This window comes from Terrabacter sp. Soil811 (assembly GCF_001429655.1).
Classification (GTDB): domain Bacteria; phylum Actinomycetota; class Actinomycetes; order Actinomycetales; family Dermatophilaceae; genus Terrabacter.
This window is the reverse complement of record NZ_LMSX01000001.1, coordinates 758,379-782,262: the sequence shown is the minus strand read 5'-3', so window position 1 is coordinate 782,262 and position 23,884 is coordinate 758,379. Positions and strand designations below refer to the sequence as shown.

The following is a 23,884-nucleotide window of genomic DNA, read 5'->3' as shown; positions in this document are numbered from 1 at the left end:
CCGGAGACCCCAGCACCGTGACGTCGCAGCCCGACTGGAGAAGCGGAACCCGACACCCCACCGGCGGCTACGACAAGGTGATCGTCGCGCGCGGGGACACGCTCTACTTCATCGCGGCGCGGCTGCACCGGCTCGACGGCCCGGCCGTCGAGGCCGAGGACGGCTCCGTGCAGTACTGGCTCTACGGCAAGCGGGTGACCGAGCAGGAGTTCCACGACCGTCCACAGGCCTAGCGGCCGACGGTCCGCCCGCTGGCGAAGCGCAGGGGTCCGGCCGCCCGGACGAGCGGCTAGCGGTGGGCGTCGTCGTACGCGGTGACCACGGCCTGGGGGATCCGGCCACGCGCGGGGGCCTGGTGTCCCGTCTCGGCCGCCCAGGCCCGGATCAGCGCGTTGCGGGACTCGCCCACCGCGGGCAGCACCGTCGTCGACCGCGCGGGCGCCGTGTGCGTCCGGCGCTCGTCCCCGGCCCGCCGAGCCCGGGCCACCCAGTCGTCGAGCGTCGAGCGGAGGGCGTCGGCGTTCGCCTCCGAGAGGTCGATCTCGAAGGAGTCCCCGTCGATGCCGAAGGTGACGGTCTCGGCGGCCTCGGTGCCGTCGAGGTCGTCGACGAGGGAGACGATGGTCCGGCGCATGGGATGAGCCTAGTGGGCGCCCCAGGGGTGGAGGGAGGCACTCCCAACCGTGTGTAAGGTAAGGCTTACCTACTCAGGCGCGCCTTCCGACGGGACCGGCGCGCCCCTCCGGATCCACGAAGGCAGCTCACATGACCTCCCGCCCCCGCACCACCATCGGCGTCGCGCTCGCGGCCGTCGGCGCCCTCGCCCTGACGGCCTGCGGCTCCGGCTCGTCCGGCAGCGGCTCGACCGACGGAACGGGCAGCATCACTGTCTACAACGCGCAGCACGAGAGCCTGACGAAGGAATGGGTCGACGCGTTCACGAAGCAGACCGGCATCAAGGTCACCGTCCGCAACGGCGACGACTCGGAGATGTCCAACCAGATCGTCCAGGAGGGCGCGGCGTCGCCGGCCGACGTCTTCCTCACCGAGAACAGCCCCGCCATGACCCAGGTCGAGAACGCCGGCCTCTTCGCCGATGTCGACAAGGCCACCCTCGACCAGGTCCCGGCCGGGTTCCGCCCGTCCACCGGCAAGTGGACCGGGATCGCGGCCCGCTCGACGGTCCTCGTCTACGACAAGCGCACGCTGCAGGAGAACCAGCTCCCCGCCTCGATGCTCGACCTCGCCAAGCCCGAGTGGAAGGGCCGCTGGGCGGCCTCGCCGTCGGGCGCCGACTTCCAGGCCATCGTCTCGGCGCTGCTCGAGCTCAAGGGCGAGACCGTGACGAACGACTGGCTCACCGCGATGAAGACCAACGCCAAGGCCTACAAGGGCAACAGCACCGCGATGAAGGCGGTCAACTCCGGCGAGGTCGAGACCGCGCTGATCTACCACTACTACTACTACGGGGACCAGGCGAAGACCGGCGAGAACTCGGCCAACGTCGGCACCCACTACTTCAAGAACGAGGACCCGGGCGCCTTCGTCTCCGTCTCCGGTGGTGGCGTGCTCAAGGCGTCGAAGAACGCCGCGGCCGCCCAGTCCTTCCTGAAGTTCGTCACCGGCAAGGCCGGGCAGGAGGTGCTGCAGAAGGGCACCTCCTTCGAGTACGCCATCGGCTCCGACGTGCCCTCCAACCCGGCGCTCGTGCCCCTGAAGGACCTCCAGGCCCCGACGGTTGACCCCGCCAAGCTCAACTCCGCCACGGTCACCGATCTGATGACCAAGGCGGGTCTGCTGTAGTTCTCGGGTGACCACCGACCTCACCGCGCCCGGCGCGCACCGCGCGACCGGCACCGGCACGGCTCCCACGCCGGGCCCGGGCACCCGCCCGGGCCCGGCGTCCGGGCGTCGGCGACCACCCGCCCTCGCGGTCATCGCCGTGCTCATCGCGCTCTTCTCGCTCGTGCCCCTCGGCTACGTCATCGCGATGACGGTCGCCACCGGGTGGGACACCGCGGTCAGTCTCATCTTCCGGGCGCGCGTCGGTGAGCTGCTGCTCAACACCATCCTGCTCATGGCCGTCTCGGTGCCGCTGTGCCTCGTCCTCGGCGTCGGTGGCGCCTGGCTCGTCGAGCGGACCGCCTTGCGCGGCAACAGGTTCTGGGCACTCGCGCTGGCCGCGCCGCTCGCCATCCCCGCGTTCGTCAACAGCTACGGCTGGGTGTCCGCCGTGCCGTCGCTCGCCGGCCTGTGGTCGGGCGTGCTCATCTCGGTGCTGTCGTACTTCCCGCTCGTCTACATCCCGGCCGCGGCGACCCTGAGCCGCCTCGACCCGTCGCTCGAGGAGTCCGCGGCCTCCCTCGGGCTCGGCCCGTGGCAGGTCTTCCGCCGGGTCGTGCTGCCCCAGCTGCGGCTCGCGATGACGGGCGGCGCGCTGCTCGTCGGACTGCACCTGCTCGCCGAGTACGGCGCCTTCGCGATGATCCGCTTCGACACCTTCACGACGGCGGTCATGGTGCAGTACCAGTCGACCTTCAACGGCGCCGCCGGCAACATGCTCGCCAGCGTCCTCGTCGTCCTGTGTCTCCTGCTGCTCGTCGCCGAGGTCCGCAGCCGCGGCACCGCGCGCTACGCCCGCGTCGGCTCCGGCGGGCAGGCGGCCCCGGGGCGTATGCCGCTCCGCCGGCTCCACGTGCCGGCGCAGCTCGCGCTCCTGCTCCTCGTCGTGCTCGCCGTCGGCGTCCCGATGTGGTTCGTCCTCCGGTGGGTCGTGCTCGGCGGATCAGAGATCTGGGCGCCCGACGAGCTCGTCCCGGCCCTGCTCCAGACGCTGCTCTACGGCGTGGCCGGTGCGGCGGCGACGACGCTCGTCGCCTTCCCGATGGCCTTCCTCGCCGTGCGGCGACCGAGCTGGTTCACCCGCTCCCTCGAGCTGTCCAACTACATCACGAGCTCGATGCCCGGCATCGTCGTCGGCCTCGCCTTCGTCACCGTGAGCATCCGCTTCCTGCCGGCGTTCTACCAGACGGCCGTCGTCCTGGTCGCTGCCTACGTGCTGCTCTTCCTGCCGCGTGCCCTCGTCAGCCTCCGCTCGGGGCTCGCGCAGGCGCCGCGGGAGCTCGAGGAGGCCGCGCAGGCGCTCGGGGTGCGTCCCCTCGGTGCCTTCGTCCGGGTCACGCTGCGGCTCACGGCGCCGGCCGCGGCCGGGGGAGCGGCCCTCGTCTTCCTCGCCATCGTCAACGAGCTGACGGCGACCCTCCTGCTCGCCCCGAACGGCACGCGTACCCTCGCGACGGAGTTCTGGGCCAAGAGCAGCGAGATCGACTATGCCGGCGCCGCACCGTACGCCCTGCTCATGGTCGTGCTCTCGGCGCCGATGACCTACCTGCTCTTCCAGCAGTCGAAGAAAGCGGCCGGACAATGACCACGACACCCCCGTCGACCTCCCCGCACGCGGCGGTCGACTACCACGACCCGTCGGCCCGGGGCCGTCTCGAGGTCACGGGACTGACGAAGAGCTTCGGCCCGCAGCAGGTGCTGCGCGGCGTCACGCTGTCGGTCGACCCGGGCAGCACGACGGCCATCGTCGGTCCGTCGGGCTCGGGCAAGACGACCCTGTTGCGGCTCATCGCCGGCTTCGAGCGCGCCGACGCGGGCTCGGTCACCCTGAGCGGGCGCGCGCTCGCCGGTGAGGATGCCTGGGTGCCCGCGCACCACCGCGACGTCGGCTACGTCGCCCAGGACGGCGCCCTCTTCCCGCACCTCACCGTCGGGCAGAACATCGCCTTCGGCATCGACGCCTCCGACCTCACCGGGGGGCGCAAGGCCGTGCAGGCGCGGGTCGCGGAGCTGCTCGAGATGGTCTCGCTCGACAGCGCACTGGCGGCGCGGCGACCCCACGAGATCTCGGGCGGGCAGCAGCAGCGGGTGGCGCTCGCGCGGGCCCTCGCCCGCGAACCCGAGCTCATGCTCCTCGACGAGTCCTTCTCGGCCCTCGATGCGGGTCTGCGGGTCGCGACCCGGCGCACCGTGGCCAAGGTGCTGCACGACGCCGGCATCACGACCGTCCTCGTGACCCACGACCAGGCCGAGGCGCTGAGCTTCGCCGACCAGGTCGCCGTGATGCGCGACGGTCTGCTCGCGCAGGTCGACAGCCCCCTCGAGGTCTACACGCGACCCGTCGACCGGGCCACGGCCGAGTTCCTCGGCGACGCCGTGATGCTCGAGGCGTGGGTCGACGGCGACACGGCGACGTGCTCGCTCGGGGCCGTCCCGCTCGCGGCGACGACCCTCCGCGGCCGGGTGCAGCTCATGCTCCGACCGGAGCAGATCCGCGTCGACGAGCACGGTCCGATCCGCGGCGTCGTCGTCGACACCGACTACTTCGGTCCCGAGAGCACGGTCCGTCTGGAGCTGACCTCGAGCCGCGAACCCGGTTGTGAGACATCGGCGCTCGCGCGAGAGGGCGAGATCATCAGCATCCGCCACTCCAACGCGTTCATCGCCGCCAAGGGCACCGAGCTCCGGCTGCGCATCGAGGGCGAGGCCATCGCCTTCCCGGCACTGGCACCTCCGCCCCCGGCCTGACGCGTCGGTGCCGGACCAGCGCCCGAAGTCCAGCCCTCAGGGCATCGGCACCGGGACGTCGGTGCCGCCCTGCGGAGTGATGCGTCCACGGACCTGCACCACGCTCGGCATCGGGACGAAGCCACCTGCGAGCAGGGCCTCACCCTGACGGAAGCGGGCGGCCTGGGCGAGCAGCCCGCGAGGCACGAACCCGAAGACCGACGCCAGCTGGTCGAGGTCGTCCCGCGAGTTCATCCGCATCAGTGTGAGGTTGTCGCACTGGGACACGACGCCCGGGTGCACCTTCGAGGGACGCTGGGTCGACAGGAGCAGCCAGAGGCCGTACTTGCGGCCCTCCGCGGCGATCTGGATGAGCCGGTCGCGCACCGCGACTCCGAGGGGGGTCTCGGGCTCCGGTGGGCAGAGGTTGTGTGCCTCGTCGACGACGATGAGGAGGGGGCGGCGTTCGGTGCGCCGGGCCCACAGGTCGTCGAGGACGGCGAGCGCCACGGTGAGCTGCTCCTCGGGACGGTCGTAGCCACCGAGGTCGACGACCGTCGCGGCCGGTCGGCGCTCGATGACGTCCGTGACCGCCGTGGCGCCGAACGCCCAGGTCCTCGTCCACTCGGTGAGACCGAGGTTCTCGAGGCGCTGCGCCAGGGCTTCGGCGTCCGGGTCGCCGAGCGAGCGCAGGTACGGGACGATCTGGCCCGCGTCCACGGTCTGGAAGTCTCCTCCGAAGAGGCGCAGCAGGGCGTTGTACTCGGCCCGGTCGACGACCGGGTCGAGACGCAGGACCGCGGCCTTGGCCCGGGACGTGAGCTCGGTGAAGCGCACCCGCAGCGGGTTCTGCTCGTCGTCGGGCCGCAGGATGACGACCTCACGGTCATGGAGTGCGTCGGCGTGCTCGTCCTCCGCGCCGGCCTGGACGGCCTGCTCGTGGAGGCGCACGAAGTCGCTGTTGGGGTCGAAGACGACCATGGGGAGGCGGGTCGTCAGGAGGATCCGCTCGAGCAGCACGCCGAGGGCGTACGTCTTGCCGGAGCCGCTCTGCCCGCACCAGAACGTGTGTCGGTTGAGGCGGTTGGGCACGAGCGCGACGCCCACCGACTCCTGGCCCGCGAGGTGGCCGAGGTGCAGCCGGGGGTCGCCGCCCGACAGCAGCCGCTGCACGGTGTCGGGCCGGGTCGGCCGGACCGGCACCTCGTGCCGCGGGGAGTCCGCGGTTCGCCCCGAACCGGAGCCACTCCCGACCTGCACCAGCGTGCCGGTGGCGGCGAAGCCGGCGCCCGACGCCTCGTCCGTGACCTCCTCGACGAACGCGAGGATGCCGTCCTCGCCGTCGAGCTCGAGGTAGTCACCCGGCAGCGGGCGCTCGCTCCCGGGCCCGCGGGCGACGAAGGACCGGCCGTCCGTGGACTCCAGATGGGTCAGCGCCGCAGGCACGGAGGTCGGAGCGGTGGGCGGGTCGACCTCGACGTTCGCAGTCATGGATCCATGATGCTCACGCCTGACGCCCCTTGGGCACCCCTTGGCGCAGAAGGCCGCCCGACGCGCCCGAAGATCACCCTGGAGGGGTGAGCGCAACCAGTCCCCACGTGACCATGCTCGAAGGTGGGCGGGTGCGACGTCAGGTCCACCTGCAGCCGGTCAGTGCCGGGGAGGGCTCATGGAGCAGTCGGACTTCGTCCACACCGGGCAGAAGGTCGGCCTCGTCATGGCCTCCTTCGTCACCCCGTCGACGCTCGCGCCGTCGCTGTCGAAGCGCTCCTGGCAGGACCAGGGGATCATCACCGGCTTGTCGACGGGCGCCCACTACCTCGTCGCGCTCTCCTCCCAGGACGTCATCGACGTCGTGGCGAGCGCCGCAGCCACGTGGGCCGTCTTCCCGGACAGCTGGTCCGTCGAACGCCGCCGGTCGGCGGCAGCCCTCGGGTGCGAGCTGGTCATGGCGCCGCTGGGACTCGGTCTCGCGGCGTATCTCGACCGGCGCGGCGTCGCGACAGCGAGGGACGGCCTCCTGCGGCAGGGCGCCTGGCGGATGGGCGCCACGGGCCTGTGCGGATCGGTGCTCATCGGGGCGACGGCCGGGGTGCGTCGGCTCGACCGCGCCGTCGGTGCCGACGGGCGCCTCGCGGCCCTCCCGCTGTCGATCCCCGTGGGTCTGGCCACGTCGGCCCTCATCGAGCGCGTCCAGCGCGAGTCCGGCTCGGAGGCCGGACTCGACACCGCGGACGACGTGCCCACCCTCCGGGGGCTCGCAGCCGGCGGCGGGGTCCTTGCGGTGCTCTACGGCGCAGGCTGGGTCGAGCGGTGGACCGCCGAGCAGGTGCGCCGGCTCGCCCCGGGGCAGACACCGGGCGCCGGGCTCGCCTGGCAGCTCGTCTCGCACGCCGCCTTCATGGCCGGCGCCGGCATCGCCGTCAGCGCCCTCTGGACGCGCGTCATGCAGCGGATCGAGGCCGTGACGACGACGGTGGACCCCTGGATGCAGGCGGCACCGGGCGTCTGGACCGACCCGATGACGAGCGGTGACCCGGCGAGCCTCGTGTCGTGGGAGTCCTTGGGGCGGGAGGGCCGCCGGCACGCCGTCACCTATGTGCGCCCCGCACCCGTCGCGCACCCGCTGGCGCTCCCGGACGGCAGGACCCCGCCGGACCTGTCGATCGCGACGGTGATGGGCGAGCCCGCCCGCGCGCACCCCGTGCAGGTCTTCGTCGGCCTCGACAGTGCGGCGACCCCGACCGAGCGCGTCGAGCTCGCGATCGCCGAGATGGACCGCACCGACGCCTGGTCGCGCTCGCTGCTCATGCTCGTGTCACCCACCGGGACGGGCTACGTCAACTACGTCGCGATCGCCGCCGCCCAGTACCTCACCCGCGGCGACGTCGCGAGCGTCACGATGCAGTACTCCAAGCGCCCGTCGCCGCTGTCGCTCGGCAAGGTCCGCGACGCGCGCGAGCAGAACCGGTTGCTGTGGTTGCACATCCTCCAGCGAGTGCGGGCCATGGCCCCGGACGAGCGGCCCGAGGTCGTGCTCTTCGGCGAGTCGCTCGGTGCGCACACGAGCCAGGACGTGCTGCTCGGCTGGGGGACCCTGGGGCCCCAGGCGCTCGGGATCGACCGGGCCCTGTGGATCGGCACCCCGGGGGGCAGCAAGTGGATGCACGAGGTCACCGGGGCGCCGCGCCCCGACGTCGACGCGAGCCTCGTCACCGTCGTCAACGACCACGAGCAGCTCGCCGCCCTCGGACAGGAGACCCGGGACCGGCTGCGCTACGTGCTGCTCAGCCACGACAACGACGGCGTGACGAAGTTCGGCCCCGACCTGCTCAACCGCAGACCCGCCTGGCTGGGACCCGACCGACCGCGCCGCGAGGACGTGCCGCTGCGGTCGCCACGCGGCATACCCGCGGGGATGCGGTGGCGTCCCGTGACGACCTTCTTCCAGACGCTCATCGACATGAAGAACGCGCAGGTGCCGGGCTCCTTCAGGGCCTGGGCCCACGACTACCGGGCCGACCTGCCTGAGTTCATCCGCGACGTCTACGACCTCGAGTGCACGGACGAGCAGATGCAGGCCATCCAGGACGCGGTGCGTGTGCGCGAGGAGCTGCGCGAGGGGGTCTTCGCCTGAGCGGCCCTCAGCACCAGCAGCATCCGCCCGATCCTGACCGCGAGAAAGCAATCTGAACGGAGGACGCCATGGCAGGCGCCAGTCCCACCGCCCCCACCCGCCGTGCCCGCACGCTCTGGGCCGCCGGCGCGAGCACCTTCGCCGCGACGATCATGCTCGTCGTGGGCCTGTTCCAGTTCGTCGAGGGGCTCGTCGCCGTCGTCAACGGCCCCGAGTTCTACGTCAGCACGCCGAGCTACGTCTTCACCTTCAACGCGACCGCGTGGGGCTGGTTCCACATGGTCATCGGCCTGGCGGCGGCCGTCGCGGGCGGCTTCATCTTCACCGGCAACCTGCTGGCCCGGTCGGTCGGCGTCGCGCTCGCGGTGCTGTCGGCACTCGCGAACTTCCTGTGGTTGCCGCACTACCCGCTCTGGGGCATTGTCATCATCGCGCTCGACGTGCTCGTCATCTGGGGCCTGACCGCGGTCGACCTCAGCGACCTCTGAGCCGCCGGCCTCAGTCGTGGGGGAGCATCGCCGGGCCGAGTCGGAGCAGCTCGGCGCGCAGCGTCTCGTCGTCGACGTCGGCGAGCATCGGGTCGATCCCGGCCTGGGCGACGCCGGCCCCGACGACGGAGACGGCGATCCGCCGGCGCAGGTCGGGCGAAGGCCCGAGCAGCAGGGAGGTCAGCCGTCCGATGAGCGAGTTGAGGTCGTCGTGGCCGGCCATGATGCGCTCGACCTCGGGGTCGCGCATCAGTGCGGCGACGACCTGGCGGTGGCCGATCATGAGGTCGACGAGTCCCCGCAGCGCTGCGGTCGCGGCCGCGTCGGGGGTCGCCTCCGCCTCCGCGGCCGAGACGAAGGCCGTCATGTCGACGAGCGCCTCCTCGAGGACGGCCAGGACGATGTCCTCCTTGGCGTGGAACTGGTAGTAGACGGCCGCCTTGGTGACCCCGAGGTGGTCGGCGATCATCTGCAACGACGTCCCGGTGACGCCGTGCTCGGCGAAGAGCTCGACGGCAGCCTCGATGACGCGCCGGCGGCCGTGGCCCCGCGGGGCCTGGGGTCGCGCCATGGTCGCCTCCTCGTCGGTCGTCCACGCGGGTGTCGTAGGCCGTCGGCTGCGGGGTCGCGGTCGGCGTCGCGTCGACGGGCGTGGCGTGGTGGGCGTCACCCTAGCGGAGCTAGCCGATCGGCTTGTCATCGAGTTAGCCGAACGGTTAACTTGAGCAACGCTGGTCAGTGACGCCCGGCACCGAAGCACCTCGAGACCCTTTGGAGTCACCCCGATGGCCACCCTGCTCTACCGGATCGGACGTTTCGCGTTCGGTCGTCGCGGCGTCGTCACGTCCGCCTGGTTCGTCCTGCTCGCCGTGCTCGCCGGTGTGCTGCTGACCCTCGGCAGCGCCCCGACCTCGAGCGTCACGATCCCCGGCACGGAGTCCCAGCGGGCGCTCGAGGCGCTGGCCAAGGAGTTCCCACAGGCGAGCGGGGCCTCGGGCACCGTCGTCGTCCGGGCACCCGATGGCCAGACCGTCGTCGCCCCGGCCGGCAAGGCGGTCGTCGACGACGTCGTCGCGCGGGCCGGGAAGGTCCCGGGAGTCGTCGGTGCCCTGAGCCCCTTCGACACCAAGGCGCTCAGCCCGGACGGCCGCTACGGCCTCGTCACGGTCCAGTTCGACCGGACGGCCGACGAGCTGACCGCCGAGCAGCGCTCTGCCTACGAGGCGCTCGGCGACGGCGCCCCGAGCGGCTGGGCGGTGGCCGCCGGCGGGGAGCCCTTGCTCGCGACGCCCGAGATCGGCTCGACCGAGGGCATCGGCGTCCTCGTCGCGCTCGTCGTGCTCGTCATCACCTTCGGCTCGCTCGTCGCGGCGGGCATGACGATGGTCAACGCGCTCATCGGGGTGGGCGTCGGCATGATCGGGCTGCTCATCGTCGGACATGCCGTCGAGCTCTCGAGCGTGACCCCGGTGCTCGCCCTCATGCTCGGTCTCGCGGTCGGCATCGACTACTCGCTCTTCATCACCTCGCGCTACCGGCACAACCTCGCCCTCGGCCTCGAGCGCCAGGAGGCGGCCGCGCGTGCTGTCGGCACCGCCGGCACCGCCGTCGTCTTCGCCGGTCTGACCGTCATCATCGCCCTCGCGGGCCTGTCGGTCGTCGGCATCCCGTTCCTCACCGCGATGGGCCTCGCCGCGGCCGGGACCGTGCTCGTCGCCGTCCTCGTGGCCGTGACGCTGCTGCCCGCGCTGCTCGGCTTCGCGGGCGACCGGGTGCTCTCGCGCCGGCAGCGCCGGGCCGACGCCGCCGGCACGGACCTCGACGAGAGGGCCGGCAACCGCGGCTTCGCCTGGGGACGCTTCACGGTCCGCCACCGTGTGCCGGTGCTCGTCGCGGGCGTCGTGCTCCTCGGCGCGATCGCCCTCCCGGCCGCCAGCATGCGCCTCGCCCTGCCCGACGACGGCACCGCGCCCGTCACGAGCAGCAAGCGCGTGGCGTACGACCTCATCTCCGAGGGCTTCGGCGAGGGCTTCAACGGCCGGCTCGTCATGGTCGTCCACGGCGACACCCCGCAGCAGGCCCAGCAGGCCACGGCCGGTGCGGCCAAGGCGGCGACCGGCCTGTCCGACGTGCTCGCCGTGGCGCCCGGGCAGACGAGCGCCGACGGGCGCACGACGATCCTCGCCGTCATCCCGAAGTCCGGCCCCACGGCTGAGGCGACCTTCGACCTCGTCCGCGACCTGCGCTCGGCCCTCGCCGTGACGGCCGGCGCGACCGGAGCCGAGATCTCGGTCACCGGTGTCACGGCGGTCGGCGTCGACGTGTCCGACAAGCTCTCCGCGGCCCTACCCGTCTACCTGCTCGTCGTCGTCGGGCTCGGCTTCGTCCTGCTCATGCTGATGTTCCGGTCGCTGCTCGTGCCGCTCAAGGCGACCCTCGGCTTCCTCCTGACGATCGGCGCCGCGTTCGGGGCGACCGTCGCGATCTTCCAGTGGGGCTGGCTGTCCTCACTCGTGGGGCTCGACACCGCGGGCCCGCTCGTCAGCTTCCTGCCGATCCTGCTCATCGGCATCCTCTTCGGCCTCGCCATGGACTACGAGGTCTTCCTCGTCTCGCGCATGCGCGAGGACTTCGTGCACGGCGAGACCGCGCGCGAGGCGGTCGTCGCTGGCGTGGGCCACGGTGCGCGGGTCGTCGTCGCTGCGGCGCTCATCATGATGTCGGTGTTCGCCGGCTTCGTCCTCGTCGAGGACCCGATCATCAAGTCGATGGGCTTCGCCCTGGCCTTCGGTGTCGCGGTCGACGCCTTCGTCGTGCGCCTGTCGCTCGTGCCGGCGGTCATGTCGTTCCTCGGTGACAAGGCGTGGTGGCTGCCGCGGTGGCTCGACCGGGCGATGCCAGACGTCGACATCGAGGGCGAGAAGCTGCGTCCCGCAGGCGGATCCGGTGGCCATGAGGGTGCCGAGCGACCGGCGGTCCAGACCGCTCCCTGACGTCGCCCGACCCCGTATGCCGCGTGTCGGAGGGGACACGGCATGCGGGGTCGTCAGCGGCTCGCGATGACGACGACGAGGACGAGGGCCGCGACCGCGAGGACCCCGGCGACCACGGCGGTCCTCGCCAGGGTCGCCGCGGCGACCGCGCGTCCGTCCGGGTCGTCCCGGGTGCGCACGAGTCGGCTGCCGTCGCGGTAGCGGCGTCGTGCCGTCAGCGCCAGGTCGCCGCTCCACGCCAGGCCGAGGAGCGCGACGGCATACCCGAGCGGGCCGAGCTGCGGTGGGAGCACGCGCAGCGCGACGAGCGAGCCGACGGCCACCGAGAGCGCCGTGCGACGCCACGCGAGCGAGGTGCGCTCGGCCTGGAGCCCGGGGTCGGCCGGGGAGGTCACAGCAGCAGGCCGACGACGACGGCGAGCGCGACGAGCCCGAGCAGCAGTGCGATGGGCAGCTTGAGGCCCGACGACGGCAGCGGGGCGAGGCGGCGCATGGCGCGTTCGGTGCGCACCCACGAGAGCCACGCCTGCGCCGTGGCGGCGATCCCGGCGAGGACGAGCAGGAGCGAGATGGTCACCCGGAGCCACTCGGTGAGCGGCACCTGCAGGGCCTCGACGGCGAGCCCGGCCGCGACGAAGGCCAGTCCGGTCCGGATCCAGGCGAGGAAGGTGCGCTCGTTGGCGAGGCTGAAGCGGGGGTCGGGGTCCTCGCCGTGCTCGAAGACGGATCGTGGGAAGCGTCCGCGGTCCTGCGGCATGGGTGGGTCGCCCTCCTCGTCGTCGACAACCCCGCTCGGTAGCCGGGGGTCGCTCCCGATCATCCTCCAGGGGCGACCGGCTCGCCTCCGCCGGCACGCGCGAGCCCGCTCCGGTGGGGGAGCGGGCCGGCGTGTCGTGGGTAGGGCTCAGCGAGGCAGGGGGACCGTGCCGGCGAGCGCGGCCTCGAGCTCGGCCTGCCCCTCGAACGAGTTCGGCCGTCCTGCCCCGGACTCGATGAGGGAGCGCAGGCTGCCGAGGACGTACTGGCCCCAGGCCGTGTGGCACACCTCGTAGCACTCCTGCTCGGGCGAGAGGCCGACGTGCGTGAAGCGGACGAGGGTCCGGCCCTGGACCTCGGAGAGGTCGAAGGTGACCGTCGTGCCGGCCCACTCCTCGGCGTCCTCGGTGAACGAGAGCCACGCGTCGAGCACGAGCCAGCTGACCCTGCGGGCCGGCTCGAGCTCGGTGATCCGGAAGGTCGACCGGTGGATGTCGGGCACGGAGTAGGAGAACTCCGCCCCGAGCCGGTCAGTGGGCCCCTCGATCGTGCCCGACCACCAGGCGCGGACGTCGGTGATCGCAGCGAAGGCCTCCTCGGGACTCTGGTCGACGGTGAACGACAAGGTGAGGTCGGTGCTCATGGTCCTGCTCCCATCCATCGGCGTCGTCATCGGGCGATGACGATCACTTGCATCATGCAAGTGACGATAGAACCAGACGCTTTCATGATGCAAGCACTTCTGTAGGATGGGTGCGTGCTCGGACGGACGTATGACCAGCAGGTGTGCTCCATCGCCCGCGCCCTCGAGGTGGTGGGTGAGCGCTGGAGCCTGCTCATCGTCCGCGACGCGCTCTTCGCCGGCGTGACCCGCTTCGGGGACTTCCAGCACAACCTCGGCATCGCCACCAACGTCCTGGGGGCGCGCCTCGAGGCGTTCGTCGAGGCGGGCATCATGGAGCGCCGTCGCTACTCCGAACGCCCCGAACAGTTCGAGTACGTCCTCACCGACAAGGGGCGGGACCTGGCGCCAGCCCTCGTCGCGCTGACGCGCTGGGGCGACCGCTGGGCCGCGCCCGGCGGCCCGCCGATCCTCTACCGCCACCGCACGTGCGGCGACGCGGTGGCCGAGGTCGTCGTGTGCGCGACGTGCGGTCCCGTCGACGCCGCCGAGATCACGGTGGCGCCGGGCCCCGGTATGCCGCCCGAGTACCTCGCCCAGCGCCGCCCGCGCCCGACCAGCTGAGCGCGGCGGTCGGCATGCTCCTCGTCGGCGCCGTGCTCGCGGCACTCGAGTTCGGGTGTCGGCGCCCGGCTCAGGGGGCCTCCCGCCCCGTCCCGCCCGAGGCCAGGAGGGGGCAGGTGCGTCACAGTTGCCCGCCGAGAGGCGGGGCGCGGAGGAGGATCGAAGGGGACCGGACCGAGGCGCCGCCGGCGGTCGGCCGGGTGAGTGGGCCACCGGCGCGTGGCCGGAGGGGTGAGGGTCATGCAGATCGAGGGAAGGGTCTTCGTCGTGACCGGGGGTGGCGGCGGCATCGGTCGCGAGGTCGTGCTGGGTCTGCTCGCGCGCGATGCGCGCGTCGCGGCCGTCGACCTGCGCGCCGACGGGCTCGCCGAGACCGTGGAAGCGGCCCGGGCCGGTGACCGGCTGAGCACCCACGTCGTCGACGTGACCGACCGTGCCGCCGTCGAGGCGCTCGCGGACGCTGTCGTCGACGAGTACGACCGAGTCGACGGGCTGCTCAACGTCGCCGGCATCATCCAGCCTTTCGTGCCCTTCTCCGAGCTCGACCTCGCCGCGATGGAGAAGGTCATGGCGGTCAACTTCTGGGGCGTCGTCCACACCGTCAAGGCGTTCCTCCCGCACCTCGTGACCCGTCCGCAGGCGTGCGTCGTCAACGTCTCGAGCATGGGCGCCTTCGCACCGGTGCCGGGCCAGGCGGTCTACGGCGCGAGCAAGGCCGCCGTCATGCTCCTCACCGAAGGGCTCTGGGCCGAGCAGCGCGGCACGTCGGTGGCCGTGACGTGCGTCTTCCCGGGTGGGGTCGCCACTGACATCAGCGGGCACAGCGGCGTGCCGATGCCGGACGTCGCCTCCGCGGACGAGGACGCCCCGACGTCGATGACGTCACCGGTCGAGGCGGCCCGCCGGATCATCGTCGGCGGGGTCGAGGAGGGGCGCTTCCGCGTCGTCATCGGCAGGGACGCGCGGACGCTCGACCGGCTGACCCGACTCGCCCCCCGGCGCGCCACGGAGCTCGTCGCCAGGAGGATGGCGTCCCTGCTCGACCGCTGACTCCCGACGGACCTCTCCCACCGGTCGGCCGACCCTCGCCCCCGGGGCCGCCGAGTGCCTAGGTTGGACCCATGACCCAGGTTCCGACACGCACCCTCGGCGACGGCACGACCCTCCCCGCCACCGGCTTCGGCACGTACCCGCTCACGGGCGAGGACGGCATACGCGCCATCGTGTCGGCGCTCGAGGCCGGCTACCGACTGCTCGACACGGCGGTCAACTACGGCAACGAGGCGGAGGTCGGCGAGGCCATCCGCCGGTCGGGGGTGCCCCGCGACGAGATCGTCGTCCAGACGAAGGTGCCGGGGCGCGACCACGCGTACGACCGTGCCATCGCCTCCGTCGAGGGGTCGCTCGAGCGCCTCGGCCTCGAGCAGGTGGACGTCGCCGTCATCCACTGGCCCAACCCGAGCGTCGGGCTCTACGGCGACGCGTACCGCGCTCTCGTCGAGTGCCGCGAGCGCGGCCTCGTGCGGTCCGTCGGTGTCAGCAACTTCACCGAGCAGCACCTCGCCGACGTCATCGAGGCGACGGGTGTCACGCCGGTGCTCAACCAGGTCGAGCTGCACCCGCTCTTCCCGCAGGAGCGTCTGCGGGCGGTCCACGAGCGGCTCGGGATCGTCACCGAGGCGTGGAGCCCGCTCGGCAAGCGAAACGCCCCCTTCGGCGCCGACCCGGTGGCTGCCGCCGCGGAGGCGCACGGCGTCACCCCGGCCCAGGCGATCCTGCGCTGGCACGTGCAGCTCGGCGTCGTGCCGCTGCCGAAGTCGTCGGACGCCGAGCGGCAGCGCGCCAACCTCGACGTCTTCGGCTTCGAGCTGTCCCAGGCCGAGGTCACCGCGATCTCGGCACTCGCGCGCGCGGACGGGCGCCTCTTCGGGGGCGACCCGGACATGCACGAGGAGATGTGACGCTCGACCCGTCGCGCTAGGCCAGGAAGCCGCGCACGGCAGCGAGCTGCTCGACGTCGAGCCGGAACCATGCCCAGCTGCCCCGGCGCTCGCGGGTGAGGATGCCCGCGTCGACGAGGGTCTTGAGGTGGTGGCTGACGGTCGGCTGGGAGACCTGCACGGCCTCGGTCATGTCGCACACGCAGGCCTCGCGGCCGGGGGCGGCGCTGATGATGCTGATCAGCTGGAGGCGCACGGGGTCGGCGAGGGCCTTGAGCAGCGCGGCCCGGCGGTCGGCCTCCGCGCGGTCGAGGACGTCGACGGGGGAGGTGCCACAGGCGGAGACCTCCTGGGGGGTCGTGCTCAACGTGGTCACGCTCACGGGTTCACCTTCCGTTCACCGACATCGACGATGGTCCATATTGACACATGCCGATGCGGCTGCCAACGTTGAGGGATCGACCGTGGTCGATGCAGGCCAGCGACCACAACCCAGCGTTCGAAGGACACCGGTGACCGACCCGACCAGCCCCTCTGCACGCCTGGCATCCTCCGCGCACGATCCGGTCGCCGCACGGCTCTCGACCCTCGACCGGTTCCTGCCGGTGTGGATCGGGCTGGCCATGGTGGCCGGCCTGCTGCTCGGGCGTCTCGTGCCCGGGCTCGGCGACGGCCTGGCGCGCGTGGAGGTCGACGGCGTCTCGCTGCCCATCGCCCTCGGTCTGCTCGTGATGATGTATCCCGTGCTCGCCAAGGTCCGCTACGACCGGCTCGACTCGGTGACCGGCGACACGCGCCTCCTGCTCAGCTCGCTGTTGCTCAACTGGGTCCTCGGGCCGGCCCTGATGTTCGCCCTGGCGTGGATCTTCCTGCCCGACCTGCCTGCCTACCGCACCGGCCTGATCATCGTCGGCCTCGCTCGTTGCATCGCCATGGTCATCATCTGGAACGACCTCGCGTGCGGGGACCGGGAGGCGGCCGCGGTGCTCGTGGCGATCAACTCCGTCTTCCAGGTCGTCGCCTTCGCCGGGCTCGGGTGGTTCTACCTCTCCGTCCTGCCCGGGTGGCTCGGCCTCGAGCAGACCGGCATCGACGCGTCGACGTGGGACATCGCCCGGTCCGTGCTCATCTTCCTCGGCATCCCGCTGCTGGCCGGTTTCCTGTCCCGCCGCATCGGGGAGAAGCGTCGCGGGCGGGACTGGTACGAGACGAAGTTCATCCCGAGGGTCGCTCCCTGGGCGCTGTACGGCCTGCTCTTCACGATCGTCATCCTCTTCGCGCTGCAGGGTGAGGCCATCACCTCACAGCCGCTCGACGTCGTGCGCATCGCGCTCCCGCTGCTCGTCTACTTCGCCGTCATGTGGGGCGGCGGGTTCGGGCTCGGAGCGGGTCTCGGACTCGGCTACGAGCGCACGGCGACCCTCGCTTTCACGGCGGCGGGCAACAACTTCGAGCTCGCGATCGCGGTGGCCATCGCCACCTTCGGCGCGGCCTCCGGACAGGCTCTCGCCGGCGTCGTCGGTCCCCTCATCGAGGTGCCGGCCCTCGTCGCGCTCGTCTACGTGAGCCTGGCGCTGCGCAAGCGCTTCACCGCTCGACCCGGTGGTCCCTCCGTGCCGCTCGAGGCGCAGGCTGCCGGGTCCCGCCGTGCCTGACCTCCGGGGCCAGGAGCCGGCACCGTGCTGATGCCTCGCGTGCCGTTCCTCGACGACCTGCCGCGGTTCCTCTTCTTCACCGGCAAGGGCGGCGTCGGCAAGACCTCGCTGGCCTGCGCGACCGCGGTACGCCTCGCGGAGCAGGGCCGCCGGGTCCTGTTGACGAGCACCGACCCTGCCTCGAACGTCGGGCAGGTCTTCGGGGTCAGCGTCGGCAACACCATCACGCCGGTGCCGACCGTCCCCGGCCTCGATGCCCTCGAGATCGACCCGCAGCAGGCAGCTGACGCCTACCGTGCCACGATCATCGACCCGGTCCGCGACCTCCTGCCGGCGGCGGAGGTCTCTGCGATGACGGAGCAGCTGTCCGGGGCGTGCACGACGGAGATCGCCTCCTTCAACGAGTTCACGTCGCTGCTGGCCGACGAGACCACGACGGCGGCCTACGACCACGTCCTGTTCGACACCGCGCCGACGGGCCACACCGTCCGCCTGCTCCAGCTGCCGGGGGAGTGGACCACCTACCTCTCCGACGGCAAGGGCGACGTGTCGTGCCTCGGGCCGGTGGCGGGCCTTGACCGGCTGCGTCACGACTACGCGGGCGCCCTGGCCGCGCTGACGGACCCGACGCGTACCCGCCTCGTCCTCGTCACCCGACCGCAAGGGTCCTCGCTCCGTGAGGCCGCGAGGACGTACGGCGAGCTGCGCGAGCTGGGCATGACGAACGCCCACCTCGTCGTCAACGGCGTCCTGCCGGCGTATGCCGTCACGAGCACGCCCGGGGACGAGCTGGCCCACGCGGTCGGCGCGCGTGAGGACGCCGCCCTCGACGCCGTCCCCGGGGTCCTGGCCGCCCTGCCCCGGACCACCCTGCCCCTGCTGGCCGTCAACACCGTCGGCGTGCCCGCCCTCCGGGCGCTGCTCGGGCCGGAGGTGCCGTCGCTCCCGGAACCTGCCACCGAGATCGCCATGCTCCCAGACGGATTCACGGATCTGCGTGATCTCGTCGACGAGCTGGAGGCCGGCGGGCACGGGCTCGTCATGTGCATGGGCAAGGGCGGGGTCGGCAAGACCACGGTCGCTGCGGCCATCGCCCTCGAGCTCGCCTCCCGAGGCCACGAGACGCTGCTCACGACCACCGACCCGGCGGCACACCTGAACGAGACCCTGCAGGCCGAGGCCCCGCGCCTCACCGTCGAGCGCATCGACCCCCAGGTGGCGATCGAGGGGTACCGCGAGCGGGTCATGGCCGGCAAGGGCAAGGCTCTGGACGACGCCGGCCGGGCCGTCCTCGCCGAGGACCTCAAGTCGCCGTGCACCGACGAGGTCGCCGTCTTCCAGCAGTTCTCCCACGTCGTCTTCCGGGCCCGGAAGCAGTTCGTCGTTCTCGACACGGCGCCGACCGGGCACACCCTGCTCCTGCTCGACGCGACCGGCTCCTACCACCGCGAGATCACCCGGCAGATGAGCGAGGGTGCACACTTCGTGACCCCGCTCATGCGGCTGCAGGACCCGGCGCAGACCAAGGTCGTCATCGTCACCCTTCCGGAGACGACCCCCGTCCTCGAGGCCGAGGAGCTGCAGGGCGACCTCGCCCGGGCCGGCATCACGCCGTGGGCGTGGGTCGTCAACGGCAGCCTGACCGCAGCAGCGCCGAGCTCGCCGTTCCTGCGGGCCCGCGCCCACGCCGAAGCGGAGCCGCTGACCCGCGTGAGGGGGCTCTGCCGTCGCGTGGCCGTCCTGCCGCTGCTCGCCCGCGAACCCGTCGGCGCCGCAGCGCTGTCCGAGCTCACCCGTCCCCTCACGGAAGGCATTTCGGTCGATGCGTTCTGACACTCGGGCCGCGTCGCCCGGCTGCTGCGCGACCTCGGAAGCCGACCCTCCCCAACCATCGACCCAGGAGCACCCGTGACCGACAAGCCCTCCGTCCTCTTCGTCTGCATCCACAACGCCGGCCGCTCCCAGATGGCCGCCGCCTACCTCGCCCACCTCTCCGGCGGCGCCGTCGAGGTGCGCTCCGCCGGATCTGCGCCCGCCGACGAGGTCAACCCCTCCGCCGTCGCCGCCATGGCGGAGGAGGGCATCGACATCACCGCCGAGACCCCCAAGATCCTCACGACCGAGGCGGTCAAGGAGTCCGACGTCGTCATCACCATGGGGTGCGGCGACACGTGCCCGATCTTCCCCGGCAAGCGCTACGAGGACTGGGAGCTCGCCGACCCGGCGGGCCAGGGCGTCGAGGCGGTGCGCCCGATCCGCGACGAGATCAGGCAGCGCATCCTCGGCCTGCTCGAGTCGCTCGACGTCCCCGCCGCCAACGCCTGACGCCTCTCGCATCCCACTGATCGGGGTGCCGTGCATCGGGGGGATTCCGCCGCCCGGCGGCGATCGTCGCGGGACACTGGGGCATGGCCACCGTGGCGTCCGTCGATCGGCAACGCCTCCACGATGATCTGGAGGGAGTCCGCGCCGACCTACACCAGATCGTCGCCGCCGCGGGCGCCCGGGAGCTCCGACGGCGCAGCAACGGAACCCGTTGGACCAACGGGCAGCTGTTGTGGCACATGGTCTTCGGGTTCCTCATCGTGTCCAGGCTGCTCCCGCTGGTCAGGCTTTTCGGGCGGCTGCCGGACGGCTTGAGCCGGGCCTTCGCAGCGGTGCTCGACGCGGGGACCCGACCGTTCCACTCCGTCAACTACCTCGGGTCCGTCGGTGGCGCGCTCGTCTTCCGCGGCCCACGGCTGACCCGCCGGCTCGACCACACCATCGCGCGGCTGCACCGCCGGCTCGACGCCGAGTCAGCCGAAGCGCTCGGCAGGCGGATGCACTTCCCGCTCGGATGGGATCCCTTCTTCCGGGACACGATGACGCTGGCCGACGTGTACGCGTACGGCATGCAGCACTTCGACTTCCACCGGAAGCAGCTCACGATCGACGGGTAGCGGTGCCCCAGCGCGACAGCAGGGTCATCGTGCGCCCCGGGTCGGATCAGGTGCTGACCGGTGAGAGCAGGTCCGACATGACCCTGAGCGCCGACGGGGCCAGGCGGTAGTAGACCCAGCTGCCCCGTCGTTCTGACTCGAGCAGGCCCGCCTCGCGCAGCTTCTTGAGGTGGTGCGACACCGTCGGCTGGGAGACGCCGACATCCTGGATGTCGCAGACGCAGGCCTCGCCGCCCTCGGCCGAGGCGACGTTGGAGAAGAGCCTCAGACGCACCGGGTCGCCCAGGGCCTTGAACATCGCAGCCACGCGCTCCGCATCCGACTCTCCGATCGGGGAACGGGTCAGCGGCGCGCAGCAGGGTGTCGCGGTGACGTCGAGGACGGGCAGCGGATTTGACATGCGTCTATGTTGACATCTGTCTATGCCGGTTGCAAGATGGGCGATGTCGACATCGACAACCATCGAAACAGCGTGGGGTCCCGCTCAGCCCGGGACGTCACCGACCGAACCGGAGGCCGTCCCGTGACCAGCACCCCCCAGGCACCCACCGACACCGCCGGCGCGTCGTCCCCGGTCGGCGCGACGGTCGCCGTCATCGGCGCCGGCCCGATCGGTCTGGCCGCCGCGGCGCACCTTCTCGAGCGAGCGCTCGAGCCGGTCGTGTTCGAGCGCGGAGACCGCGCGGGCGCCTCGGTGGCGTCATGGGGTCACGTGCGGCTCTTCTCCCGCTGGTCCGAGCTCATCGACCCCGCCGCCCGGCGACTGCTGTCCGGCCGGGGCTGGGCCGAGCCCGACGCGAACCACTATCCGACCGGCGCCGAGTGGGCCGAGGAGTACCTCCGACCGCTGGCCGAGGCCGTCGGCGACTGCGTCCACTACGAGACCACGGTGACCGGAGTCGCCCGGCAGGGTCGGGACCGGGTCGTCGACTCCGGTCGCGAGGACCAGCCGTTCACGGTCCACGTGCGTCACGAAGACGGGCGCACGGGTCGGGTCACGGCCGGCGCCGTCGTCGATGCCTCCGGTACGTGGACGAGCCCCAACCCGCTCGGCAGCGATGGCTACCCGGCAGACGGGGAGCACGAGCCCGCCGTCGCAGCTCGCGTCTCCTACCGTGTCCCCGACGTCAGCACCGCAGACGACGTGGCGCGTTTCGGGGGACGGCGCACGGCTGTCGTCGGGTCGGGCCACTCCGCCCTGACGGCGCTGGTCGCCCTGGCCACGCTCGCCGAGAAGGCGCCCGGGACGACGGCCGTCTGGGTCCTGCGCCGAGGGGCCGTCGGCAGCGCCTACGGCGGCGGGGACGCGGACCAGCTTCCGGCTCGAGGCGCCCTCGGCCTGCGCGCGCGCGACGCTGTCGCGGCCGGGCACGTCGAGGTCGTCACCGGCTTCCGGACGCTGGCGGTCGAGCACGGCGCCGGCGGTGCCTTGGCGCTGGTCAGCGAGGACGGGCGCCGCGTCGACGGCCTCGACGAGGTCGTCGGACTCACCGGGTTCCGTCCGGACCACTCGATCATGTCCGAGCTGCGCCTGCGCCTGGACGACCGGCTCGAGGCGCCACTCGGACTCGCGCCGCTCATCGACCCCAACGTCCACTCGTGCGGCACCGTCTACCCGCACGGTGCCGGTGAGCTGGCCCATGACGAGCAGGGGGTCTACGTCGTCGGGATGAAGGCGTACGGCCGTGCGCCGACGTTCCTGGCGCTCACCGGTTACGAGCAGGTCCGATCCGTGGCGGCCGCGCTGGCCGGTGATCACGAGGCGGCCTCCCGGGTCGAGCTGACGCTCCCGGAGACCGGGGTGTGTGGCGGGGCGGGGCTGTTCGACGAGCCGGCCGCCACCACGGCAGGCGCCGACGGCGAGGAAGCAGTCGGCGGCTGCTGCGCCCCGGCTGTACCGCAGCTCGTCCAGATCGGCGCCCCGTCGGGCAGCGCGGGAGCGTGCGGACCCACCGGATGCTGAAGCCTCTCGCCGGCCACGGCGTCGAGGTGAGCGCGGTGAACGCGGTGAGCGCGGTGTCATCGGGGGCCCACCCCGACGTCACCGTCCACGTCGCCACGCCATCAGGCCTTCCGCACCGCCCCCGCTGGGCGCTCCCGGCTCTGTGCGTCACCCAGATCATCGGCTGGGGCGTGCTCTACTACGCCTTCCCCGTCATGCTGCCCGCCCTCACCCGCGAGACCGGATGGCCCCCCACGACCACGACGGCAGCCTTCTCCGCCGCGCTCGTGGTCTCGGCCCTCGTCGGCCTCCCCGTCGGACGCCTCATCGACGCAGCCGGACCCCGCCGGCTCATGACGGCAGGCTCCGTGCTCGGCGCGGCCGGGTTCGCCGCCATCGCCGTCGCCCCGAACCTGCTCGTGTTCACGGTCGGATGGATGCTGACCGGTGTCGCGATGGCAGCGACCTTCTACCAGCCTGCCTTCGCCGCCCTCACACGCTGGTACGGCCGTGACCGGGTCCGGGCCCTGACCATCCTCACCCTCGCGGGCGGCCTCGCCAGCACCGTGTTCGCGCCGATCACGGCAACGCTCGCGGACCACCTCGGGTGGCGCCACGCCACCCTCGTGCTTGCCGGTGTCGTCCTGGTCATCGCTGCACCGCTGCACGCCGTGGGTCTCCGGGGCCCGTGGCCGCCGCACCCTCCCGACCAGACGTCGGAGCAGATCGCCGACGCGGCACCCGGTGCTCGCGCCATCACGACGAGCAGGCGCTTCCTGCAGCTGGCCGTCGCGCTGACCCTGTCCGGCTTCGCGATGTATGCCGTCGTGTTCGGGCTCATCCCGCTGCTCACCGAACGCGGCGCCTCCACGTCCCAGGCCGCGTGGGCGCTCGGTCTCGGAGGCCTCGGCCAGACCATGGGCCGCCTGCTCTACACGACTCTTGCGGCACGGACCAGCGCCCGGACGCGCACCGCAGTCCTCGTCCTCGCCGGGGGCGTGACGACCGCGCTCCTCGCATCCCTCGCCGGGCCGATCTGGCTCGTCACCATCGTGGCGATGGGCGCCGGAATGGTCCGCGGCAACCTCACCCTCCTGCAGGCGACCGCCGTCACGGACCGCTGGGGCACCCACGCCTACGGACGTCTGACCGCGACCCTGGCCGCCCCCGTCACCATCGCCGGGGCGCTGGCTCCGTGGGTCGGAGCCGCCCTCGCCGGACCGCTCGGAGGGTATGCCGCCCTCTTCTGGCTGATGGCTGCGGTCTCAGCCGTCGCGGCGGGTGTCGCCGTGACGGCCTGACCGACGGCTCGACCGTGACGACGGCACGTCAGTCGCGCGGCTCGTCGTCGTCGTCCCAGTGACACGTGCACGAGCACGTGTGGTCCACCGTTCCGTTCGCCGGGCACCTCTTGTGCCAGCCGTTCTCGCACTCCGCACTCATGGACATCGGCTCACCCCTCTGCGAGGTCTCCACTCTCCACCGGCTGGGCCCCGGGGGCAGTTTACGCCCGGTGGGTGCGTCCCGGCCGCACGGCCCGGCAGCCGGTGGTCAACCGGTGGACGCACCCCCGACCAAACGCCTGAATCCTGAACGACGGCTGTGGGCAGGGGTACGGTGAAACCGGGCCGAGCGGCCGGTCACCGCGGTAGCCGGCGGTCGAGCGATCGGCCCGAACGTGTCGCAGGCGTGACCCCTCACGAAAGTGCACCGTGA

At 72.3% G+C, this 23,884-nt stretch carries 24 protein-coding genes; 16 read left to right on the top strand and 8 right to left on the bottom strand.

What is annotated here, in order from left to right; translation table 11 throughout:
- Positions 1-17: 17 nt before the first annotated feature.
- Positions 18-233: a hypothetical protein gene (locus ASH01_RS03600; RefSeq protein WP_056771396.1), complete on the top strand. Its 216-nt coding sequence runs from the start codon at positions 18-20 to the stop codon at positions 231-233.
- Between the two features lie 56 nt (positions 234-289).
- On the opposite strand, the gene ASH01_RS03595 is transcribed toward ASH01_RS03600, so the two are convergent.
- Positions 290-634 carry a histone-like nucleoid-structuring protein Lsr2 gene (locus ASH01_RS03595; protein WP_056771393.1) on the bottom strand — a complete coding sequence of 115 codons (345 nt, stop codon included), beginning with the start codon at positions 632-634 and terminating at the stop codon, positions 290-292.
- A gap of 131 nt (positions 635-765) precedes the next feature.
- On the opposite strand from ASH01_RS03595, the gene ASH01_RS03590 reads away from it, so the two are divergent.
- From ASH01_RS03590 to ASH01_RS03580, 3 genes are read left to right on the top strand one after another with little or no spacing between them, the layout of a single operon-like run.
- Positions 766-1,803, top strand: coding sequence for an iron ABC transporter substrate-binding protein (locus ASH01_RS03590; RefSeq protein ID WP_056771391.1), 1,038 nt, complete (start codon positions 766-768; stop codon positions 1,801-1,803).
- 7 nt (positions 1,804-1,810) lie between these two features.
- The gene (locus ASH01_RS03585; RefSeq protein WP_056771388.1) at positions 1,811-3,427 is read left to right on the top strand and encodes an ABC transporter permease; all 1,617 of its coding nucleotides are present in this window, start codon (positions 1,811-1,813) and stop codon (positions 3,425-3,427) included.
- Positions 3,424-4,590 (top strand): ABC transporter ATP-binding protein, encoded by a 1,167-nt coding sequence (locus ASH01_RS03580; protein WP_200958942.1) that lies wholly within the window; start codon positions 3,424-3,426, stop codon positions 4,588-4,590. Before ASH01_RS03585 ends, ASH01_RS03580 begins: the two co-directional genes overlap by 4 nt.
- Before the next feature lie 36 nt (positions 4,591-4,626).
- Here the strand turns inward: ASH01_RS03580 and ASH01_RS03575 are convergent, their stop codons facing one another.
- Positions 4,627-6,060, bottom strand: a complete 1,434-nt coding sequence (locus ASH01_RS03575) for an ATP-binding protein (RefSeq protein ID WP_082619373.1) — start codon at positions 6,058-6,060, stop codon at positions 4,627-4,629.
- A gap of 178 nt (positions 6,061-6,238) precedes the next feature.
- Here ASH01_RS03575 and ASH01_RS03570 point away from each other — a divergent pair, with 178 nt between their 5' ends.
- The gene (locus ASH01_RS03570) at positions 6,239-8,206 is read left to right on the top strand and encodes an alpha/beta-hydrolase family protein (protein WP_056771385.1); all 1,968 of its coding nucleotides are present in this window, start codon (positions 6,239-6,241) and stop codon (positions 8,204-8,206) included.
- Between the two features lie 68 nt (positions 8,207-8,274).
- A complete protein-coding gene (locus tag ASH01_RS03565; RefSeq protein ID WP_056771382.1) occupies positions 8,275-8,694 on the top strand; it encodes a DUF7144 family membrane protein in 420 nt (139 codons plus the stop codon).
- A gap of 10 nt (positions 8,695-8,704) precedes the next feature.
- Here ASH01_RS03565 and ASH01_RS03560 read toward each other — a convergent pair whose 3' ends face one another.
- Positions 8,705-9,265, bottom strand: a complete 561-nt coding sequence (locus ASH01_RS03560; RefSeq protein ID WP_056771379.1) for a TetR/AcrR family transcriptional regulator — start codon at positions 9,263-9,265, stop codon at positions 8,705-8,707.
- Between the two features lie 214 nt (positions 9,266-9,479).
- On the opposite strand from ASH01_RS03560, the gene ASH01_RS03555 reads away from it, so the two are divergent.
- The gene (locus ASH01_RS03555) at positions 9,480-11,687 is read left to right on the top strand and encodes an MMPL family transporter (protein ID WP_056771378.1); all 2,208 of its coding nucleotides are present in this window, start codon (positions 9,480-9,482) and stop codon (positions 11,685-11,687) included.
- 53 nt (positions 11,688-11,740) lie between these two features.
- Here the strand turns inward: ASH01_RS03555 and ASH01_RS03550 are convergent, their stop codons facing one another.
- The 3 genes from ASH01_RS03550 to ASH01_RS03540 form a co-directional block, all read right to left on the bottom strand.
- Positions 11,741-12,082 (bottom strand): DUF202 domain-containing protein, encoded by a 342-nt coding sequence (locus ASH01_RS03550; RefSeq protein ID WP_056771373.1) that lies wholly within the window; start codon positions 12,080-12,082, stop codon positions 11,741-11,743.
- Positions 12,079-12,444: a YidH family protein gene (locus ASH01_RS03545; protein WP_056771370.1), complete on the bottom strand. Its 366-nt coding sequence runs from the start codon at positions 12,442-12,444 to the stop codon at positions 12,079-12,081. The genes ASH01_RS03550 and ASH01_RS03545 overlap by 4 nt, the downstream gene beginning before the upstream one ends.
- A 147-nt stretch (positions 12,445-12,591) precedes the next feature.
- Positions 12,592-13,086 carry an SRPBCC family protein gene (locus tag ASH01_RS03540; RefSeq protein WP_056771369.1) on the bottom strand — a complete coding sequence of 165 codons (495 nt, stop codon included), beginning with the start codon at positions 13,084-13,086 and terminating at the stop codon, positions 12,592-12,594.
- 114 nt (positions 13,087-13,200) lie between these two features.
- On the opposite strand from ASH01_RS03540, the gene ASH01_RS03535 reads away from it, so the two are divergent.
- From ASH01_RS03535 to ASH01_RS03525, 3 genes are all read left to right on the top strand, one after another.
- Positions 13,201-13,689: a winged helix-turn-helix transcriptional regulator gene (locus ASH01_RS03535; protein ID WP_056771366.1), complete on the top strand. Its 489-nt coding sequence runs from the start codon at positions 13,201-13,203 to the stop codon at positions 13,687-13,689.
- 240 nt (positions 13,690-13,929) lie between these two features.
- Positions 13,930-14,739 (top strand): SDR family NAD(P)-dependent oxidoreductase, encoded by an 810-nt coding sequence (locus tag ASH01_RS03530; RefSeq protein ID WP_056771364.1) that lies wholly within the window; start codon positions 13,930-13,932, stop codon positions 14,737-14,739.
- Between the two features lie 71 nt (positions 14,740-14,810).
- The gene (locus ASH01_RS03525; protein ID WP_056771362.1) at positions 14,811-15,650 is read left to right on the top strand and encodes an aldo/keto reductase; all 840 of its coding nucleotides are present in this window, start codon (positions 14,811-14,813) and stop codon (positions 15,648-15,650) included.
- Between the two features lie 16 nt (positions 15,651-15,666).
- Here the strand turns inward: ASH01_RS03525 and ASH01_RS03520 are convergent, their stop codons facing one another.
- Positions 15,667-16,011, bottom strand: coding sequence for an ArsR/SmtB family transcription factor (locus tag ASH01_RS03520; RefSeq protein ID WP_056771359.1), 345 nt, complete (start codon positions 16,009-16,011; stop codon positions 15,667-15,669).
- Between the two features lie 130 nt (positions 16,012-16,141).
- On the opposite strand from ASH01_RS03520, the gene arsB reads away from it, so the two are divergent.
- From arsB to ASH01_RS03500, 4 genes are all read left to right on the top strand, one after another.
- Complete coding sequence (arsB, locus tag ASH01_RS03515) at positions 16,142-17,284, top strand: ACR3 family arsenite efflux transporter (RefSeq protein ID WP_056771356.1); 1,143 nt, start codon at positions 16,142-16,144, stop codon at positions 17,282-17,284.
- A 30-nt stretch (positions 17,285-17,314) separates the two neighbouring features.
- Complete coding sequence (gene arsA / locus ASH01_RS03510; protein WP_327191907.1) at positions 17,315-19,117, top strand: arsenical pump-driving ATPase; 1,803 nt, start codon at positions 17,315-17,317, stop codon at positions 19,115-19,117.
- Positions 19,118-19,192: 75 nt separating this feature from the next.
- On the top strand, positions 19,193-19,609 hold the full coding sequence (locus ASH01_RS03505) for an arsenate reductase ArsC (protein WP_056771353.1): 417 nt from the start codon (positions 19,193-19,195) through the stop codon (positions 19,607-19,609).
- An 83-nt stretch (positions 19,610-19,692) separates the two neighbouring features.
- Positions 19,693-20,226 (top strand): DinB family protein, encoded by a 534-nt coding sequence (locus tag ASH01_RS03500; RefSeq protein ID WP_056771349.1) that lies wholly within the window; start codon positions 19,693-19,695, stop codon positions 20,224-20,226.
- A 46-nt stretch (positions 20,227-20,272) separates the two neighbouring features.
- Here the strand turns inward: ASH01_RS03500 and ASH01_RS03495 are convergent, their stop codons facing one another.
- On the bottom strand, positions 20,273-20,626 hold the full coding sequence (locus ASH01_RS03495; protein WP_056771345.1) for an ArsR/SmtB family transcription factor: 354 nt from the start codon (positions 20,624-20,626) through the stop codon (positions 20,273-20,275).
- Between the two features lie 123 nt (positions 20,627-20,749).
- Between ASH01_RS03495 and ASH01_RS03490 the strand changes: the two genes are divergently transcribed.
- Positions 20,750-22,189: an FAD-dependent oxidoreductase gene (locus tag ASH01_RS03490; RefSeq protein WP_200961746.1), complete on the top strand. Its 1,440-nt coding sequence runs from the start codon at positions 20,750-20,752 to the stop codon at positions 22,187-22,189.
- The gene (locus tag ASH01_RS03485) at positions 22,183-23,469 is read left to right on the top strand and encodes an MFS transporter (RefSeq protein ID WP_082619427.1); all 1,287 of its coding nucleotides are present in this window, start codon (positions 22,183-22,185) and stop codon (positions 23,467-23,469) included. The genes ASH01_RS03490 and ASH01_RS03485 overlap by 7 nt, the downstream gene beginning before the upstream one ends.
- Positions 23,470-23,884 lie beyond the last annotated feature (415 nt).

Coding starts and splice junctions, on each gene's coding strand:
- ASH01_RS03595 (WP_056771393.1), bottom strand. CDS start 634: ATGCGCCGGACCATCGTCTCCCTCGTCGACGACCTCGACGGCACCGAG.
- ASH01_RS03590 (WP_056771391.1), top strand. CDS start 766: ATGACCTCCCGCCCCCGCACCACCATCGGCGTCGCGCTCGCGGCCGTC.
- ASH01_RS03580 (WP_200958942.1), top strand. CDS start 3,424: ATGACCACGACACCCCCGTCGACCTCCCCGCACGCGGCGGTCGACTAC.
- ASH01_RS03575 (WP_082619373.1), bottom strand. CDS start 6,060: ATGACTGCGAACGTCGAGGTCGACCCGCCCACCGCTCCGACCTCCGTG.
- ASH01_RS03570 (WP_056771385.1), top strand. CDS start 6,239: ATGGAGCAGTCGGACTTCGTCCACACCGGGCAGAAGGTCGGCCTCGTC.
- ASH01_RS03565 (WP_056771382.1), top strand. CDS start 8,275: ATGGCAGGCGCCAGTCCCACCGCCCCCACCCGCCGTGCCCGCACGCTC.
- ASH01_RS03560 (WP_056771379.1), bottom strand. CDS start 9,265: ATGGCGCGACCCCAGGCCCCGCGGGGCCACGGCCGCCGGCGCGTCATC.
- ASH01_RS03555 (WP_056771378.1), top strand. CDS start 9,480: ATGGCCACCCTGCTCTACCGGATCGGACGTTTCGCGTTCGGTCGTCGC.
- ASH01_RS03545 (WP_056771370.1), bottom strand. CDS start 12,444: ATGCCGCAGGACCGCGGACGCTTCCCACGATCCGTCTTCGAGCACGGC.
- ASH01_RS03540 (WP_056771369.1), bottom strand. CDS start 13,086: ATGAGCACCGACCTCACCTTGTCGTTCACCGTCGACCAGAGTCCCGAG.
- ASH01_RS03530 (WP_056771364.1), top strand. CDS start 13,930: ATGCAGATCGAGGGAAGGGTCTTCGTCGTGACCGGGGGTGGCGGCGGC.
- ASH01_RS03525 (WP_056771362.1), top strand. CDS start 14,811: ATGACCCAGGTTCCGACACGCACCCTCGGCGACGGCACGACCCTCCCC.
- arsA (WP_327191907.1), top strand. CDS start 17,315: ATGCCTCGCGTGCCGTTCCTCGACGACCTGCCGCGGTTCCTCTTCTTC.
- ASH01_RS03500 (WP_056771349.1), top strand. CDS start 19,693: ATGGCCACCGTGGCGTCCGTCGATCGGCAACGCCTCCACGATGATCTG.
- ASH01_RS03495 (WP_056771345.1), bottom strand. CDS start 20,626: ATGTCAAATCCGCTGCCCGTCCTCGACGTCACCGCGACACCCTGCTGC.
- ASH01_RS03485 (WP_082619427.1), top strand. CDS start 22,183: ATGCTGAAGCCTCTCGCCGGCCACGGCGTCGAGGTGAGCGCGGTGAAC.